This is a genomic window from Aquiflexum sp. (assembly GCF_041749095.1).
GTDB lineage: Bacteria > Bacteroidota > Bacteroidia > Cytophagales > Cyclobacteriaceae > Aquiflexum.
The window spans coordinates 1-17,580 of sequence record NZ_JBGTCA010000203.1; the positions used below are offsets into that span (position 1 = coordinate 1).

16 protein-coding genes are annotated in these 17,580 nt (G+C 40.6%); 9 read left to right on the plus strand and 7 right to left on the minus strand.

What is annotated here, in order from left to right:
• The 5 genes from ACEW8O_RS09840 to ACEW8O_RS09860 form a co-directional block, all read left to right on the plus strand.
• On the plus strand, positions 1-563 hold a 563-nt coding region (locus ACEW8O_RS09840), incomplete at its 5' end, for a carboxyl transferase domain-containing protein (protein ID WP_373494457.1).
• 86 nt (positions 564-649) lie between these two features.
• Positions 650-1,495 carry an MBL fold metallo-hydrolase gene (locus tag ACEW8O_RS09845; protein ID WP_373494458.1) on the plus strand — a complete coding sequence of 282 codons (846 nt, stop codon included), beginning with the start codon at positions 650-652 and terminating at the stop codon, positions 1,493-1,495.
• Positions 1,485-2,276, plus strand: coding sequence for a patatin-like phospholipase family protein (locus ACEW8O_RS09850; protein WP_373494459.1), 792 nt, complete (start codon positions 1,485-1,487; stop codon positions 2,274-2,276). Before ACEW8O_RS09845 ends, ACEW8O_RS09850 begins: the two co-directional genes overlap by 11 nt.
• 6 nt (positions 2,277-2,282) lie before the next feature.
• Positions 2,283-2,843 carry a 1-acyl-sn-glycerol-3-phosphate acyltransferase gene (locus ACEW8O_RS09855; protein ID WP_373494460.1) on the plus strand — a complete coding sequence of 187 codons (561 nt, stop codon included), beginning with the start codon at positions 2,283-2,285 and terminating at the stop codon, positions 2,841-2,843.
• 118 nt (positions 2,844-2,961) lie between these two features.
• The gene (locus tag ACEW8O_RS09860) at positions 2,962-4,023 is read left to right on the plus strand and encodes a YihY/virulence factor BrkB family protein (RefSeq protein WP_373494461.1); all 1,062 of its coding nucleotides are present in this window, start codon (positions 2,962-2,964) and stop codon (positions 4,021-4,023) included.
• 40 nt (positions 4,024-4,063) lie between these two features.
• Here ACEW8O_RS09860 and ACEW8O_RS09865 read toward each other — a convergent pair whose 3' ends face one another.
• A complete protein-coding gene (locus tag ACEW8O_RS09865; RefSeq protein ID WP_373494462.1) occupies positions 4,064-4,654 on the minus strand; it encodes a hypothetical protein in 591 nt (196 codons plus the stop codon).
• A gap of 118 nt (positions 4,655-4,772) precedes the next feature.
• On the opposite strand from ACEW8O_RS09865, the gene ACEW8O_RS09870 reads away from it, so the two are divergent.
• Together ACEW8O_RS09870 and ACEW8O_RS09875 are read left to right on the plus strand one after the other, a co-directional pair.
• Entirely contained in the window at positions 4,773-6,329 is a 1,557-nt protein-coding gene (locus ACEW8O_RS09870) for a hypothetical protein (protein WP_373494463.1), read from the plus strand.
• A 179-nt stretch (positions 6,330-6,508) separates the two neighbouring features.
• On the plus strand, positions 6,509-7,360 hold the full coding sequence (locus ACEW8O_RS09875) for a bile acid:sodium symporter family protein (protein WP_373494464.1): 852 nt from the start codon (positions 6,509-6,511) through the stop codon (positions 7,358-7,360).
• Here the strand turns inward: ACEW8O_RS09875 and ACEW8O_RS09880 are convergent.
• Positions 7,335-8,084, minus strand: a complete 750-nt coding sequence (locus ACEW8O_RS09880; RefSeq protein WP_373494465.1) for a pseudouridine synthase — start codon at positions 8,082-8,084, stop codon at positions 7,335-7,337. The two genes, ACEW8O_RS09875 and ACEW8O_RS09880, sit on opposite strands and share 26 nt — an antisense overlap.
• Before the next feature lie 357 nt (positions 8,085-8,441).
• Here ACEW8O_RS09880 and ACEW8O_RS09885 point away from each other — a divergent pair, with 357 nt between their 5' ends.
• Positions 8,442-9,923 (plus strand): S10 family peptidase, encoded by a 1,482-nt coding sequence (locus ACEW8O_RS09885; protein ID WP_373494466.1) that lies wholly within the window; start codon positions 8,442-8,444, stop codon positions 9,921-9,923.
• Between the two features lie 408 nt (positions 9,924-10,331).
• Here ACEW8O_RS09885 and ACEW8O_RS09890 read toward each other — a convergent pair whose 3' ends face one another.
• Positions 10,332-11,207 carry a glutamate--tRNA ligase family protein gene (locus ACEW8O_RS09890; protein ID WP_373494467.1) on the minus strand — a complete coding sequence of 292 codons (876 nt, stop codon included), beginning with the start codon at positions 11,205-11,207 and terminating at the stop codon, positions 10,332-10,334.
• A gap of 243 nt (positions 11,208-11,450) precedes the next feature.
• On the opposite strand from ACEW8O_RS09890, the gene ACEW8O_RS09895 reads away from it, so the two are divergent.
• Complete coding sequence (locus ACEW8O_RS09895; protein WP_373494468.1) at positions 11,451-12,230, plus strand: hypothetical protein; 780 nt, start codon at positions 11,451-11,453, stop codon at positions 12,228-12,230.
• A gap of 345 nt (positions 12,231-12,575) precedes the next feature.
• Here the strand turns inward: ACEW8O_RS09895 and ACEW8O_RS09900 are convergent, their stop codons facing one another.
• The 4 genes from ACEW8O_RS09900 to ACEW8O_RS09915 all read right to left on the minus strand — a co-directional run.
• Positions 12,576-14,060, minus strand: coding sequence for a mandelate racemase/muconate lactonizing enzyme family protein (locus ACEW8O_RS09900; protein ID WP_373494469.1), 1,485 nt, complete (start codon positions 14,058-14,060; stop codon positions 12,576-12,578).
• A gap of 60 nt (positions 14,061-14,120) precedes the next feature.
• Entirely contained in the window at positions 14,121-15,053 is a 933-nt protein-coding gene (locus ACEW8O_RS09905) for an RraA family protein (RefSeq protein WP_373494470.1), read from the minus strand.
• 169 nt (positions 15,054-15,222) lie between these two features.
• On the minus strand, positions 15,223-16,503 hold the full coding sequence (locus tag ACEW8O_RS09910) for a mandelate racemase/muconate lactonizing enzyme family protein (RefSeq protein ID WP_373494472.1): 1,281 nt from the start codon (positions 16,501-16,503) through the stop codon (positions 15,223-15,225).
• 217 nt (positions 16,504-16,720) lie between these two features.
• On the minus strand, positions 16,721-17,580 hold an 860-nt coding region (locus ACEW8O_RS09915; RefSeq protein WP_373494471.1), incomplete at its 5' end, for an RraA family protein.

The following is a 17,580-nucleotide window of genomic DNA, read 5'->3' on the forward strand; positions in this document are numbered from 1 at the left end:
CCAATCCTGAAGGTTATAGAAAGGCCCTGAGATTAATGAAAATGGCGGAAAAGTTCGGAAAGCCTATCGTAACCCTAATCGATACTCCGGGTGCATTTCCGGGAATTGAAGCCGAGGAGAGGGGGCAGGGAGAAGCCATAGCCAGGAACCTGAAAGAAATGTTTATGCTGAAGGTCCCCGTCATCTGTATCATTATCGGAGAAGGTGCCTCAGGAGGAGCATTGGGAATTGCGATTGGTGATAAGGTATATATGTTGGAAAATACCTGGTATTCTGTCATCTCTCCGGAATCATGTTCATCTATCTTGTGGAGAAGTTGGGATTATAAAGAACAGGCTGCCGAAGCATTGAAGCTTACTGCTATAGATATGAAAACCAACGGTCTGATTGATGGGATTATTGAAGAACCACTTGGTGGCGCTCATAAGGACATGAAAAAAATGGCCGGAACCATTAAACAGACAATTCTTGAAGCATTGAAAGAATTGGATAAAATAAAGCCTGAAAAACGCATTGACCAAAGGATTGACAAATTCTGTGCAATGGGAGTTTTTGAGGAATAGTCAAAAGTCTTTTAACCCACAAATCCTTTTATTTCCATTTTTGGAACATTGGGTTTGTGGGTTTTTTTATTTCTAGAAATTGATCAATGAAATTGCATGTCATCAATACAGGTTTTTTTAAATTGGATGGAGGTGCTATGTTTGGCGTCGTTCCGAAAGTCCTTTGGTCAAAATCCAACCCTGCGGATGAAAACAATCTTTGTACCTGGGCCATGCGTTGTTTGCTTGTGGAGTTGGGAGATCGGCTGATTTTGATTGATAATGGGATAGGGGACAAGCAGGATGCCAGATTTTTTTCACATTATTACCTACATGGAGATATGAGTCTTGAAAGCTCACTACAAAACAAAGGATTTAGCTTTAAAGATATTACTGACAACTTTCTGACCCATTTACATTTTGACCATTGTGGGGGTGGAGTAAGATATCGAAATGGAAATCCGGATAAATTGGAAATGACCTTTCCGAATGCAGTCTATTGGTCAAATAATGACCATTGGAAATGGGCCATCAAACCTAATCCAAGGGAAAAGGCTTCCTTATTGGAAGAAAATATTATTCCGATGCAGGAAAGCGGTCAGTTGAAATTTCTTGATTTGAATGAAAAGAAATTCGGTACCTCATTTGAATTTTTGACTGCTGATGGACATACGGATAAGCAGATGCTGCCCAAGCTCAACTATAGAGGAAGAACTGTTGTTTTTGCGGCTGACCTGCTGCCTTCTGTTGGACATATTCCTTTGCCTTATGTAATGGGTTATGATATCCGTCCTTTAATAACCTTGGAGGAGAAAAAGACTTTTTTGGAGGAAGCGGCTTTGAACAATTATGTTATATTTCTGGAACATGATCCCATAAACGAATGCTGCACAGTAAAAATGACTGAAAAAGGCGTACGTTTGGACCAAACATTTTCACTGGATGAACTTTGATAAAAAAATTGGAATAGCCCTTTCAGGTGGGGGAGTTAGAGGAGTTGCACATTTAGGTGTTTTAAAGGCCCTAAACCAACATGGAATATTTCCAAACAGGTTCAGTGGATGCAGTGCAGGTGCCATTGCAGGTGCTTTTTACTGTAGCGGAATGGAACCGGATGAAATACTGGAAATCATCATCAAAACCAACTTTTTCAAATTCATAAAACCGGCAATCAGCTGGACCGGAATCCTAAAAATGGATTCAGTAGAAGAACTCTATGCCAAGTACCTGCCAACGAATAATTTTGCCGATCTTAAAATTCCACTAACTCTGGTAGCTGTCGATATCACAAGGGCAAAGGTAGTTTATTTCTCAGAAGGAGAATTGATCAAACCATTAATGGCATCATCCTGTATTCCGGGAATGTTTGACCCCATGGAATTCAATGATGTGTTTTATGTGGATGGTGGTGTCCTTAATAATCTTCCGGTAGAACCTTTGGAAGGAATCTGTGATGCGATCATTGGCGTAAACTGTAACCATCTGCCCGTTGAACACAATATCAAAAACATCAAAAAACTCATTGAAAGATCAGTAATTATGTCAATGAATTACAATACTTACAGCAGAAAACCAAGTTGCGATTATTTTATTGAACCTAAAGGACTTGCCAGGTATGGTGTTTTGGAAATCAAAAAGGCCAAAGAAATTTTTGAGGCTGGTTTTCAAACAGCAGTTGAATTTATTGCGGAAAACCCGGGAATAACAGAACTTGCAACCGATAAAAAAATGTAGTAAATCATGATGAAATTTTTGTCAAGAATAGTTTTTTGGATCAGTGGTTGGTCTTTGAATATTGGCTGGCCAAAAGACCTGAAAAAAGCAGTCCTGATTGCTATTCCCCATACAAGTAACTGGGATATACTGTATGCAAGGGCAGCATTTTTCCTGATGGATATTCCTGTCAGATTTACCATCAAAAAAGAAGTCATGATTGGACCTTTGGGTTGGTTGATCAAAGGACTGGGAGGAATAGCCATTGATAGAAAGCGAGTTCCGGGAGGAAGAAAGCAAACCTACACAGAGGCAATGGTCAACATGCTGAAAGATTCTGATGAATTGGTCATCATGGTGACTCCCGAAGGTACTCGAAGCTATGCCCCGAGATGGAAGTCAGGGTTTTACCATATTGCATTGGGAGCAGATGTCCCTATAGTAATGGGATACTTGGACTATAAAAAGAAAGAAGCTGGCATTGGACCCATTATTTATCCCAATGGAAAATTGGATGAACAAATAGAAGAAATGAAGGCTTTTGGAAGAACGGTCACCGGAAAGTATCCTGAGAACGGAATCCGGTAATGAGAATGATCAATCCTTGTGTACGAATAGCATTGATTTTGCGTAGAACTTAAACAGGTTGATATTTTTATTAGAACTTTCGGATATTTAAAAGCATAAAGGTAAATATTTTGAAATCATGTTTAAATCGAATTTCAGGAAATTCAAAAAATACACATCCTTCCAAATCATTCTGGAGAGTGTAAAAGATTTTGCCAAAAACGAGGCGATGACCTTTGCTGCTTCTACAGCTTTTTATACCATATTTAGCCTACCGGGCCTATTGATTGTCTCACTAACGGTGGCCTCTTATTTTTATAGTGAAGGAGAAGTACGTGAAGAGTTACTTAATCAAGTCACTGAAACTTTGGGTTCGGACAGTGCCGAAACCTTCGATAATATCATTCAAAGTGCCAGAGTGGATAACCAGAGTTTTTGGGCCAAAGTACTGGGGGTAGGAGTATTAATATTCAGTGCAACGACCGTATTTATAAGTTTGCAGAACAGTATCAATCATATTTGGCATATAAAAGCCAAGCCTGCAAGGGGATTTTTAAAATTTCTGATTAACCGGTTACTTAGTTTTTCTATGGTTGCTTCAATTGGATTTGTTTTGTTGGTTTCCCTTTTAGTTGACGCTATCATTGTGATATTTTTTAGATATTTATCGAATTTACTTGATGAATCCACCTTGTTTTTAGCTTCCATTGCAAACTTTTTATTTGCGCAGGGCATTTTGGTTATCATTTTTGGCCTTATGTATAGAGTTCTTCCAGATGCCCGAGTAAAATGGAGAGATGTTTGGCTGGGAGCGTTTGTGACTATGCTTCTGTTTGCTTTGGGAAAATACTTATTGGGTATTTATATGGCAAATTCAGATGTTGGAGATGCCTATGGTACCGCAGGATCCTTGGTATTTATCCTCATTTGGATTTATTATTCGGTGATCATCTTCTTGTTCGGAGCTCAGATTACTTTTTACATTGCAGAAAAAGCCGGGGGAAGTATAACACCTTACAAGGAAGCCGTAAGGGTAGAATTGATGGAAGTAGATGGTGATGGAGAGGTGATCAAAAAAGCTACAGATAAGGATACGCCCCAGGAAATAAAGCAGGCCGGGGTGGAGGAAGATAAAGCCATAGAAAAAGAAAAAAAGGATGAAGAGAAGGAAAAGCAAGAAAAGAATGATAAAATTGATTGACAACAATATATCGAATATCAATTAAAGGGAATCCCGTAATTCATTCAACTGTCAAAGTAATATCATCAAAGAAAACCTTACCGGTTGTCCTAGGTCCCATTACCAGATAAACCGTGATAAATTCGACATCTTTTGGAAAGCTTGGAATGGAGACCGCTAAAGGTTCCCAATCAAAAGTCCCAAAAATCCGAAATCTGTTTTGGGAGGACAAAAATCTGTTGATGGTTGTTCCTTCGCTGTCCTCAACAGGAAACATCCTGACCGAAATGTAAATGTTACTGCCAGTGCTTTTTAATTCAATATTTTCACCTTTTAAATGAGCCCTTAAGGTCAAGCGTCTTCCTTCTGAGGGCATTGGGCCATCGTAGGTTTGTCTCCATAAAGCAGCATTTACATTGAGGCTGTCCTGATTTTCAATAAATAATGATCTGTTTCCGGATAGAAAAGTTTCCTGACTGATCCCTAAAGAAAACCCATCGTTTGTGACAGGTACCCACGGAGAAAATGAATCCGGGGATAAAGAAATATCCGTGTTCCGTAATAATTGTGAATTTGCAGGTAATCCATCTTTTCCAGAATCGCATTGGAATAATAGCAGGCAGATTAATATGACGGGTAATGCTTTGTTCATGTAGAAAAGATAAATGACCTATCCCGAAAAACGGATATATATTGGGGAGGTTTAAAAATTTTTTTAAATCAATATTTTTAATCCTATATTGTTTCAATAACCCAAAATACTGTTGAATATGAAAAAATGGCTAAAGGTTAGCTTGATACTGTTATTGGTTTTTGCAGTTATTTTTGTCTCCTACACATTTTATCAATTTAGGGACCGTCACAAGGGATATGTGGTCGATCTAAAGATCAATTCTGGCCATTTATCATCTATCAAAGCAGGATTTTCCAAAGTTGACATCACTCCAATTGATTTCGATACTTGGACTGACGAGAATAGTGATGCCCGATTCAACGAGAAGGACGGGGATGTTTACCAGGACCTGAACGGCAACGGAAAATTTGATCCCATTTATTTGGCCGGTTTTCACCATAACAGACCTGCCTCAGGTGTCAACGATCCCCTATGGGCCAGGACAATGGTGTTGGATGATGGCAATTCGAAGTTGGCTTTGTGTGTCATTGATATGATTGGGTTTGGTCATGATGAAGTAGTCAGGGTAAGGAAAAGATTGAAAGAGTCGCTGAAAATTGATTATTTGATCATTTCCAGTACCCATGTGCATTCTTCGCCTGATTTGATGGGCATGTGGGGAAAGAATGAATATTCCAATGGCGTCAACGCCGATTACCTTGAGTTTGTCATGAAGGGAATTCTAGAGTCAGTGGAAAATGCCACCAATGTACTTGAACCAGCTTATTTCAGATTTGCAATAGATGAAGAGGCAGCACTTCCATTGGTGGGTGATACCAGAGATCCACAGGTCTTTGATGCGGCTATTCGGATTATGCAAGTGATGGCTTCAAATGATGACCGTACTTTGGGTACTCTCATGAATTGGGGAAATCATCCTGAAACACTTTGGTCAGTAAACACGCTGATCAGTTCTGATTTCCCTCACTATTTCAGGGAATATGTAGAAAATGGAATAATGGAAAACGATAGTGTCAAACTTGAAGGTGTCGGAGGTGTAGCAGTTTTCCTAAATGGTGCTCTTGGAGGTTTGATGACAACGCATCCGAGTATTCCAATTGCAGATCCTTATTCAGGAAAAGTCTTTCAGGAAGAAAACAATGATAAAATCGATGCACAAGGCAAAGCACTTGCCAAAATTGTTCTGGAAAAATTAGCAGGTGACACCCTGGTAGGAGTTAATTCAGCTAATCTCAATATCCGGGCGAAAACCGTAGAACTCTCCTTGGACAACAAACTATTTAAGTTAGCCGCATGGATCGGTATTTTCAAAAGAGGTTTAAGTTCTCGGTGGAAAATAAGGTCTGAAGTGGCCGTATGGACCATGGGGCCGGCATCATTTGTACATGTTCCCGGGGAACTGTATCCTGAGATATTGAACGGTGGAGTAGAGTCTCCTGAGGGTGCTGATTTTGGTATTGAACCGGTCGAGGTTCCTGCTATCAGGTCGGTCATGCCAGGTCAATTCAGGTTTTTCAATGGCATGTCCAATGACATGATCGGCTATATAGTTCCTAAAAGTCAATGGGATGAAAAACCGCCCTTTACCTATGGAAAAGAAAAAAGACCCTATGGTGAAATCAATTCCCTTGGTCCGGACACAGCACCTGTTCTTCACAAACTGGTTTTGGAATTGTTGGAGGATTTAAGATAGGGATGGGTATATGGATATTTTCAAAAGTGGCTGGACAAGTAAAAACTAAATTAAACCCTGGTTTCTGAAATCAATATCCTAATTTCAAGTATCTACAAATATCTGATTGCATTTAAATACTTGGATTAAATACAGATCTTTATTTCAAATAATCAATTTTCACCAACCCAATAATCACCATGCAAGACAGCATTCTGACAGCAGTTTTTCTTCCTTTGGCCCTAGCATTTATTATGCTTGGAATGGGTCTATCACTTTCGATTAAGGACTTCAAGAATATATTTGTTTATCCCAAAGCCATGATTATTGGCCTGACAAACCAACTTATCTTGCTTCCTATATTTGGATTTGCCCTTGCACAGGTTTTTGGGCTGACAGGTGCTATGGCGGTAGGAGTGATGATTTTGGCAGCTTGTCCCGGAGGAGCTACTTCCAACTTGATCACCCACCTTTCGAGGGGAGATATCGCCCTATCGATCAGTCTGACGGCGGTAAGTTCTTTTATCACCATAATTACCATCCCCATCATTGTTAATTTTGCCATTGCTTTTTTTGGAGAAGAAGGGAGTATTAGACTTCCTGTATTACAGACAATTATTCAGATTATGGGAGTCACTGTAGTTCCTGTATCTATTGGTATGTTTTTGAAGAAAAGATTTCCTGTTTTGGCCATTAAAGCAGACAGACCTGTAAGGATCGCATCGGCCGTGATATTTGCTGCTGTATTGATTGCAGCTATTCTAAAAGAAAGAGATTCAATCGTTGAATTCTTTATTCTTACCGGGCCGATTATGCTTTCCTTGAACATCTTGACTTTAGTAGTTGGGTTCTTTTTGGCCTCTGTTTTTTTACTACCCAAAAAGCAAAGGCTCACAGTATCCATTGAATCGGGAATTCAAAATGGAACCTTGGGCATTATGATTGCGGCCACATTGTTGAAAAATTCGGAGATGACCATTCCGATTGCGATTTATAGTTTGATCATGTTTATCACTTCAGCAGTCATCATATTCTGGGCCAATAAGAAGTAAGTTTAATCTGGTCCAAATGGAGGCCTAAAAACTCCATTGTTTTTAGAAAATGATCAGGCAAGTCAGCCTGCAATATGATTTCCTGTTTTGTGAAAGGATGTGAAAATTTTATTTGCCTGGCATGCAGCAACATATTTTCCAATCCGAACCGTGCTCTGAAAAAATTATTCTGCTTGTTGTCTCCATGGGTTCTGTCTCCGATTACATAATGACGCGCATGTGCCATGTGTCTTCTTATCTGATGCATCCTTCCGGTATGGGGATATACTTTCAATAGTGAATACCTGCTTGTCGGATACTTTGGAGAGGAAGCAAATGGTATTTCCGATTGGGATAAAGACCAATAGGATGTTTGTGCTTCCTGCAAATCTCCATACAGTTTTTTCTTTAATGGACGATCGATAATTCCATGGTCAATTTCCATGTAACCGCGGACTATACATAAGTAATATTTTTCCACTGCGGTTGTAGGAAACAGGGGCTGTAGAATTGAAGCAGCTTCTGAGGATTTGGCAAACATCAAAACCCCACTTGTTGGCCTGTCGATTCGGTGGAGTGGATACACTTTTTGGCCAATTTGATCCCTTAATAGTTGTAGCGCATACAGTGCCTCCTCTTCTTTTGCAATACTGGTTTTGTGTACCAAAATCCCCGCAGGTTTATTGATCCCAATATAAAAATCATCTTCAAAGAGTATTTCTAAAACGGGCTTTTCAAAAGTCATTTTGTATTGTTTAAAGTTTTATTTAATAATGATCTGATCATCATTGTGCTTTTAATATTTCTGCAAAATACCCTGTTTCAGGTATTTTTTAATTTGAAGAAAGATTTTAGAATAGATCAATTATACTATTTGAAATAACATTGCAAAGTAAGTCTTCCCTTCCAATCTTCATTTTTAAATTGAAAATTTTAATGAAGCCAATTACATTTTCACCAAAAGGGCAAAAGCTCAATTTGAGCTTTTGCCCTTTTGGTGAAAATTATCCCACTTATCCTATTCAATATCAATCTATATAAATACTAAGGACTGTTTTTAGAGATCAATTATCTTAGTCGAAGAATTTGACTCAAATATGATATGAAAAAACAATTATTGACTTTATGCCTGTTGCTCTTAACCATGTCATTTGGATTTGCTCAGGAGAATAGGGAAATCAAGGTAGAATCCGCCTCAGTGACCAATGGTGAAATTACTATCAAAGGAAAAAGAGTGCCCTATAAAGCCACTGCAGGCACAATGCCTGTTTGGAATGAAGAAGGTAAGCCTATCGCTTCTTTGTTTTTCACCTACTATGAAAGGACAGATATCAGTGACAAAGCGACTCGACCATTGGTTTTCTCATTCAACGGAGGTCCGGGTTCAGGATCTCTATGGATGCACTTGGCCTACACAGGCCCTTACAAATTGAATATTGACGATGAGGGAAATCCACTTCAACCATATGTAGTCAATCAAAATCCCCATTCTATTCTGGATGTTGCGGACATTATTTATATTGACCCGGTCAACACAGGGTATTCCAGAATTCTGGACAAAGAAACTCCGAGATCCACTTTTTTCGGAATCAATTCGGACATCAAATACCTGGCGGATTGGGTGAAGACCTTTGTGACAAGACAAAACAGGTGGGCTTCTCCAAAATACCTGATCGGGGAAAGTTATGGGACTACCCGTGTGGCTGGATTGGTGCATGAATTGCAAAATTCCCATTGGATGTATTTCAACGGAGTGGTTTTGGTTTCCCCAACACCTATGGGACTGGACAGAAGCGGTCCTGTAGCCAAAGCCAATTACCTGCCATACTTTGCCGCCACCTCTTGGTACCATAAAGTGCTTCCTTCAGATCTTCAAAGTAGGGATTTGGACGACATACTCCCTGAAGTGGAAAAATACACTTTGGATGTTCTTATTCCTGCCATTACAAAAGGTGGTTCCCTGGACCCTGCAGAAAGGAAAGAAATTGCCAAAAAGATGTCTTATTACTCAGGCTTGAGTGAGCAGGTAATATTGAACCATGCATTGGCAGTCCCAACCAGTTTCTATTGGAAAGAATTGATGAGGGATAAAGGCCTGACCATTGGAAGGTTAGATAGCCGCTACAGAGGAATCGATCAAATTGATGCAGGAGAAAGGTATGATTATGACCCGGCCTTGAGTTCCTGGAACCATGCATTTTCACCGGCCATGAATCATTATGCCAAAAACATTTTGAAATTTGACACTGATCTGACTTATTACCTTTTTGGTCCGGTACATCCATGGGACAGAAGCAATGAGAATACTGGAATGCAACTGGCGCAGGCAATGTTGCAGAATCCATACTTACATGTGATGACTCAATCTGGATATTTTGATGGTGGTACGGATTATTTCAATGCCAAATACAACATGTGGCAAATCGATCCTGCCGGCAAAATGCAGGACAGGTTAAGCTTCAAAGGATATAGAAGCGGTCACATGATGTACCTACGTGCCGAAGATCTGGCCACCTCCAACGAAGATATCAGACAGTTTATTCAAAAGACCTTGCCGGGAAAAGGAGTTCCTGCGAAATATTGATAGAGAGAAATCTGTTCTGCCTAGGGGTTATAGACCTCTCCTGCCGTCGAGGTGACATGGCAAGGTTTATTTAAATAGCTGTCCTTGTTTTGATGGATAGACTATTGGTATTTAACTTCTCCTTGTCATTTCGCCTGCCTGCCGTGGCAGGACCGTAGGGAGAAATCTTTAACCTTTAACCGGGCAATTAGACCTCTCCTGTCGTCGAGGTGACAAGGATAAGTCTTTTTAACGAGCTGTCCTTGTTTTAATGGATAGCTACTGGCATTTAACTCCTCCTTGTCATTTCGACGGTAGGAGAAATCTGTTCTGCCTATGGTTTATAGACCTCTCCTGACGTCGAGGTGACAAGGCAAGGTCCTTTTCACTAGCAATCCTTTGTTTGATGGAATGGTACTGGCATTTAATTCAAACATACCTCCCAAACTCTTCCAGACTTTTAATTCTTTCTTTCACCCCCAACCATTCGCCAATCATCATGTAAATATCTTCCTTCTTCTTCCCGGATTTTCTCATGAATTGGATAGAGGTTGCCCCGGCAGATTTTGAGAGTTTCTGATTATTTGGGTCTTGAAGGAGATAATGGTGATAAAAAGTGTTCTGTGCAAATGCATTAGGTCCTAAATGTTCGGACAGAAAAACCTGTGCTAAGGTAGAACCAAATAGATCTTTACCCCTTACGACTAAGTCAACTCCAAAGTACAGGTCATCTACAACAGAAGTCAATTGATAAGCAGGAAGCCCGTCTTTTTTTCTGACTATAAAATCTGTCAGTATTCCAGGTAGTTTTCCAACAATATGTCCTTCATTTAGATCCTTGAAAGATATATCCTGATGCATGTCGGCCTTGAGTCTCCAAGAGGTTTCATTTTGATCAAAGGGCAATTTTCTGTTTCTGCAAAAACCGGTATAATATCCTTTTGGATGCATTTTCTCCACCTTTTTTCTGCTACAATCACAGGCAAAAAGAAGTTTACTCTGTCTTAAGATTTCCAATGCTTTGGCGTATTGTCCCATCCTTTCGCTTTGGGAAAAACTACTTTTAAAATCCTTTAGGTTTTTTGGACCCAGATCGTAGGGCAATTCCAAAAAGTTCAGGGTGTCAAAAATATCCTCTATATACCTGTTCTTTACCCTTTCCCTGTCCAGGTCATCAATTCTTAAAAGGATTTTTGCCTGATGTTTTTTCGACAAATGATAAGTCACTATGAAGGAATATACATTCCCTAAATGAAGAAATCCACTTGGCGTGGGGGCGAATCTTGTTAGTTTCAGGTTTGTCATGGAATCATTAATGGTATAATATGGGAAACAAACTAAAGTTAGGGATTTAAGATTAACCTTGCTTTGTCATATTTATAAAAGCGTTAAACCTGACAGGTTATTGACCGGAAAAGCATTAAAATACTCCCTGAGCTGGAAAAGTCTGTCAGGTTTCGATCTTTTAGCATTAATTGAAAAAGTAGGGTTAATATCTTTTAACGCTGGAAACTTTTCCGGTATGCCTGTACGGAGTAAATTTGACTTGTGAAAAAATTTCTGTTTATCCTTTTCATAGGTGTAGTGCTTATACAAACCCAATCCAGATCACAGGTCATTACAGGTAATGTCATTGAAGGGATGGATAAAGGTTTCTTGGATAAGGTATGGGTAATCAATCTTCAGAGCAAAGACAGTAGTCTGACCAATGAGCGGGGATACTTTAGGGTCAAAGGCGTCAAAGGTGACAGTCTCTTGGTAACGAGGCCATATTTCATACCCAAAAAATTATTGGTAGAAGAGGAAACTCATATTCTCACAGAAATTTATTTGGATGCAAGAACACTTCCGAGGTTTGATCTTTATGGAGAATCCATTACTATCCCTTTTAAAGCAGGAAATCAGTCCAGTATGAGAAGCTTGAGTGATAGACCTGCCGGTCCAGGTAAGATATACTCAGGTCTCAGCAACAACGAGGGACTCAACCCGGGCTTTACCATAGATGGCCCCATTTCATATTTTATGAAGAGTGAAAGACAAAAAAGACAATATGCCAGAAAATTGGCCTTTATTTCCCGCCAACAGAATTACCTCGATCTTATCCAGTCAGATTCGGTGATGCAGTCACTCAAAACGGAATACAATCTGACCGACAAAGATATGGATGACATGATCATAGAATTCAATCTTCTGCACATTGATCACCAATTTGTGGACATGGACTATGAAAGAGTGGAGCGACTGCTTATTGATTTCCTGGATCGTAGGACAAGGTATCTAAGACAATATCCCGAAGATAGTAGGAGGCAAATGAATGATGGGGGATGATTGGTTTTAGACGTGAGAACCGAGAGGCGAGAACCGGGAACCGAGAAGCAGAGAAGCGAGAAGGGAGAGACAAGAGCTAAGAACCAAGAGCCAAGAAGGGAGAAGTGAGAGAGAAGCGAGAGACGAGAACCGAGGGACAGGAGCCAAGAACCAAGAGCCAAGATGTCCCTTCATGAAAAAGGTTGACAGGTTCCAAGAGCCAAGAACCAAGAACAAAACTTATATTAGGGAATCGAGATTTTGTCACCTTCATCTTTCATCCTTTTCATTCCAATCTAAAATCTAACACCTATAACAAAAGGCTAAGTTGAATCCAACCCAGCCCTTTCTTTATAGACATCCTTTTTAGCTCCAGGTCCTGTCATGGGACCTTTTTTCATCCCATTCGGGAGTAGGGGCAAAGTAAGATGAATCTGATTTGTGAAGGTGCTGTTTTAGCACCTCATCATTCAATTCGATTCCCAATCCAGGTGCGGTCAATGGTACAGGAGCGTAACCTTTGACAATCATTTTGTCGCCACCTGTAGTTTTGACCATGTCTTCCCACCATGGAAGATCCACAGAATGGTGTTCCAAAGAAAGGAAATTCTGAGTGGCTGCTGCGCAATGGACATTTGCCATAAATGATACAGGGGTTCCTGCCTGATGCATGGCCATAGCAATACCAAATTCCTCTGCGTAGTCTCCAATTCTCTTGGTTTCCAATAGGCCACCGGATGATGCCAGATCAGGATGCACGATATCCACTGCCCGGTTGTGGATGAGGTCTTTGAAGTTTTCAAGTAAGAAAATGTCTTCACCTGTCGTGGTGGGAGTGACCAAAGCTTCTGTGATGGCTTTATGCTGCTCTGTCCATTGCCAAGGGACCATATCTTCCAACCAGGCTAGGGTGTATTTTTCAAGAGCCCGGCCCAATTTGATACAGTTGTTGACATCGATATGACCGTAATGGTCTGTGGAAATCGGGATTTCATATCCGACCATTTCTCTGACGTCGTGAACTATTTTTGCAAGTTCATCCAATCCCTTTTCGGTTATTTGAACACCTGTAAATGCATGTTTGGTGTTGGCATAAGACATATACCCACCTTGCCATTGATTGGAATTTTGCTTAAGAATTTCTGTATTGTTCAAGGTTCCGGGTATATTTCTGACCTGATTGATAGAGACATCCATTTTAAGCCAGGAATATCCTTGAGTTTCGGTTCTGAATTTGATTTTTTCCTTTTGGTCCTGGGGATTACTACCGGTAGGTGTATCGGCATACAACCTGATATGGTCCCTGTAACGTCCACCCAAAAGTTGCCATGCAGGCACATTATATGCTTTGCCGCAAAGGTCCCAAAGGGCCATTTCTACCGCACAGACACCACCGGCCTGACGGGCTTGACCTCCAAACTGCTTGATAATCTTGAAGATTTTTTCAACGTTACAAGGGTTTTCTCCCAGTATCCTGCTTTTCAGCATTAGGGCATAGCGAGGATCTGCACCGTCTCTGACCTCACCCAGACCATAAATACCTTGGTTGGTATCAATCCTGATAATGGCAGTCCTGCCCAATACGGTAGTGACACAATATCTGAGGTCGGTGATTTTCAAATCGGAAGGAGCTGAGGCTCTTCTCACATTGGAGGTGGTTTCTGCCATGGTATCTTCCAAAGTAAGTCCCATTAAAGCAGTCAAGGACATACCTCCAAGTGCTGTTTTTTTAAGAAAGTCTCTTCTGTTGGCTTTGGTGGTTGGATTATTCATTTCAGCCAATCTTTCAGCCGCATACTTTTTTTCTATTTCTTTGGTGTTTTTGATGATATCTTTAAGCGCATTTTTCATAGTGTTATAGGAATAAAGTTAGAATTTAGGTTTAAGCTTGGTTTGTTGGACTATCAGGAATTACCAATTCCTGTCTTTAAGAAAATTATTCAGTTCTTCCCGGCTCATAGGCAAGTCGGATTTTTTATTGACCCAATCTAGAAAATCCTTTACAATCGTCTCATTCCATTTGCTATCCACTGCGCCTGCTGTGTATTTTCCTTCCTTGAGTCTTTGGATACCAAATTGATCCCGCAGCATGATAAATTCGCCATTAATGACCAAGTCAGCCACAAGATGTGCTGGAATAAAGATCACACCGTATTTGTTAGCCAGGACCGCATCACCAGGAAGCACTGTAGCACGGCCGATCCGGATAGGGTAATTGATCGTGGTAAGCATCATTTGCTGAATATATGATGGATCATGGCCCTTCACCCATCCATTGAAACCATCTATGGCTGACAATCCGGCCAAGTCGCGAACAGAACCATAAAAAATAACACCCTTTTTTGATTTGGCATAAATGGCATTTCCAAGGTTATCTCCTATTAATGTGCCATCAACTATTTTCCCATAACCGTCCGCCACATAAATATCTCCATCCACCAACTTGTCTATTGGCCAGGAATTGGTGCCACCAGCTTGTGTTCGGTCTTCTTTTTTTCCTATCTCTTTTACCAGATCATTTACATCAGTTCTCAAGGGCATATATTGAGCTGTGAGGGCTCTTCCTGTCATTGCCCTATCATCATCGATGATAATCCAATCGTTTTCATATTGATTGTGGTATCCTTTGTTCCGCAGAAATCCCCATGATTCTTCCATGGAAAGTTTTTCCAGCCTTTTGAGTAGGTCATCTGATACTTTGGGCCGTCCATCTGCAAAGCGCTCTCCAGTCCATTGGGAGGTCAGCATTTTAACCTGATCAGGGGTGGGTGAGATCTGTTGGGCCTCAGTTGAATAAGCTAAGCATGCTATAAATGCAATGGCCAGTAAAATAGGTTTTTTCATAATTTTGGGTTTTGGTTATAGAATTATTTAATAATATAATTGATTAAATTCTGTAATTCTTAGTGCTTTTATAAGATTGGTAGATTCAAGGTTTTAATCAAAGAAAGATTGATCTTACAGGAACCAACCAAATTTCATTTTCTCAGAAAGAGGAAATTGAAATTTTTGTTCATTCAAAGAAAGGAATTCCCGGGACAGCATATTTTTTCATACCTTCCTCATTGATTTCCACACCGATCCCGGGTTTTTCTGAAAGTGTGATAAAGCTGTTTTCGGTCCTTGGACCATCGTATGTGACGATATCTTTCCACAATTGATCTTTGTCCATATAAATCTGCCATTCCATAATCTGGAAGTTGGGCACAGATGCACAGACGTGGCAGCTTGCCATGGCTCCCAAAAATGACGCAACCATGTGTGGGGAAAATGGCACATAATATAGGTTTGAAAGATTGGCAATTCGCTGGGCTTCGCCCAAGCCACCGGCTTTTTGGATATCGGGCATAATGATATCAACTGCTGCTTCGGATAGTAATCTTGTAAATCCATAGGCGAGGTATATATTCTCACCTGTACAAATAGGGGTAGAGGTTTGGGAAGTGATGGATTTATAAACTTCCGGATTATCCGCTGGGATTGGTTCTTCCAGCCACATGAGGTTCAGATCCTCATACATCCTGGCCATTTTCAAACCTGTGATGGCATCATACCTGCCATGCATATCCACGCAGACATCAATTTTCGGACCTACGGCTTCTCTAACAGCAGCAATGGCATTGTACATCCTATCAATTTCGGCAGGGTTTGCAGTCCAATTGAATCGGTCATATTTATTTGGATCACGCCCATCATCCACATCAAATTTCACTGCGTTATAACCCCTGCTTACAGCGTCTTTGGCAGCGAAGGCATAGTCTGAAGGAGTAGGATTGGTTGAAGTATATAAGGCAGTATCACAATACACCCTGATTTTATCCCTATATTTACCACCAAGCAGTTGATAGACAGGCACACCGAAAACTTTACCTGTAATATCCCATAAGGCTGTTTCTATAGCAGTGAGAACTGCAACAAATACCCCTGACTGTGCACCTCCAAAAAATGCTCCCTTTCTGATTTGCTCGGCCAGTCGGTTTGGGTTCAAAGGACTTTGACCTTTGATTTGATTGCCCAGTCTTTGGACCAAATGGTATGTTCCATGGATGGCATCAACTGCTTCTCCACATCCCCAAACATCCTGATTGGTATATATTTTTACATAAAGAGCACCTCTTACATAACCGCATTTGACATCTGTTATCTTTAAATCTGAGGGGTTGGAAAAAGGTGACTGCCTTTCCACTGCTGCACTGAGTCCCTGTCCAAATGTTCTTAAAAGTGCTCCACCTGTCAGCCCGGCAACCAATCCTTTTTGTAAAAATGATCGTCTACTGTCTTTATTATTTGTCATCATAAGGGTTTATTTTATTAATTAAAGATTTAATAGGTTTAAAAGAACGGTGCGTCCTTTACTGCATATTTTTTAATGGCAGCTTCATTCGGTGTTACGCCTACACCTGTCCTTTCAGTAAGACGAATGTATCCATCCTTAATCAAAGGAGCTTCAAGGATCAATTCATCCCACTGCTTCCATTTTGAGAACCAATGCCATTCCAGACAAAGAAAATTTACCAGGTTCTATTTTTTAAGATTTCCTGTATTTGTTCTCTGGGAATAGGCAGTTCATCGATATGTTCATTGAGCCAGGCCGAAAAATCTCTTTCGATTTCATCTGACCATCTTGTATCAATCTGACCAGCAGTATATAATCCTGCTCTCAATCTTTCATGACCGAACATATCCCGTAACCTGACTACTTCAGAGGTGACGACCACTTTTTCTGCAAGGTGCGCAGGGATAAATGATACTCCACCATCTCTTCCCAAAACTATATCACCTGCCATAACTGTTGCTTGTCGTATTCTTGTAGGCTTATTTATTCCAATGAGCATGGTATTGAGATTTCCTTGTTGGTTATGATGGGAGGGGTGATAGCTTGTAAAATATGAGGTGAATCCACCTATTTCCTTTAATCCGGTAATATCCCTGATAGCACCATCATAGATGATCCCATTTCCTGATTTTGCGAAAATGGCATTTCCTACATTGTCTCCAATCGTCGGGCCGTCCACATGAATTCCGAATTGATCGACTACGTATACATCTCCCTGAACCAGCAGATCTACAGGCCATGAGTTCTGGCCCCGCTTACCTTCTTTTTTTCCCCTCTCATCTATGGCGTCATGAATATCAGGCCTCCCTGGCATAAATGTAGCAGTGACCGCCCTGCCTATCAAAATACTGTCAGGATTGATGGTCTGCCAACCGTCTGCATATTGATATCTGTAACCGGCATTTCTCATGACGGCCCATGCTTCATCATGGGTGACTAGCCTCATCCTTCTTAGAAGGTCATCGGAAACTTTTGGTCTCCCATCCTCAAATCTTTCCCCTTTCCATTCTTGGGTGAGAAAGAGCATTTCTTCTT

Excerpts from the sequence above, each read along its gene's own strand:
- ACEW8O_RS09845 (WP_373494458.1), top strand. The coding sequence starts at position 650 with ATGAAATTGCATGTCATCAATACAGGTTTTTTTAAATTGGATGGAGGT.
- ACEW8O_RS09850 (WP_373494459.1), top strand. The coding sequence starts at position 1,485 with ATGAACTTTGATAAAAAAATTGGAATAGCCCTTTCAGGTGGGGGAGTT.
- ACEW8O_RS09855 (WP_373494460.1), top strand. The coding sequence starts at position 2,283 with ATGATGAAATTTTTGTCAAGAATAGTTTTTTGGATCAGTGGTTGGTCT.
- ACEW8O_RS09860 (WP_373494461.1), top strand. The coding sequence starts at position 2,962 with ATGTTTAAATCGAATTTCAGGAAATTCAAAAAATACACATCCTTCCAA.
- ACEW8O_RS09865 (WP_373494462.1), bottom strand. The coding sequence starts at position 4,654 with ATGAACAAAGCATTACCCGTCATATTAATCTGCCTGCTATTATTCCAA.
- ACEW8O_RS09870 (WP_373494463.1), top strand. The coding sequence starts at position 4,773 with ATGAAAAAATGGCTAAAGGTTAGCTTGATACTGTTATTGGTTTTTGCA.
- ACEW8O_RS09875 (WP_373494464.1), top strand. The coding sequence starts at position 6,509 with ATGCAAGACAGCATTCTGACAGCAGTTTTTCTTCCTTTGGCCCTAGCA.
- ACEW8O_RS09880 (WP_373494465.1), bottom strand. The coding sequence starts at position 8,084 with ATGACTTTTGAAAAGCCCGTTTTAGAAATACTCTTTGAAGATGATTTT.
- ACEW8O_RS09885 (WP_373494466.1), top strand. The coding sequence starts at position 8,442 with ATGAAAAAACAATTATTGACTTTATGCCTGTTGCTCTTAACCATGTCA.
- ACEW8O_RS09890 (WP_373494467.1), bottom strand. The coding sequence starts at position 11,207 with ATGACAAACCTGAAACTAACAAGATTCGCCCCCACGCCAAGTGGATTT.
- ACEW8O_RS09900 (WP_373494469.1), bottom strand. The coding sequence starts at position 14,060 with ATGAAAAATGCGCTTAAAGATATCATCAAAAACACCAAAGAAATAGAA.
- ACEW8O_RS09905 (WP_373494470.1), bottom strand. The coding sequence starts at position 15,053 with ATGAAAAAACCTATTTTACTGGCCATTGCATTTATAGCATGCTTAGCT.
- ACEW8O_RS09910 (WP_373494472.1), bottom strand. The coding sequence starts at position 16,503 with ATGACAAATAATAAAGACAGTAGACGATCATTTTTACAAAAAGGATTG.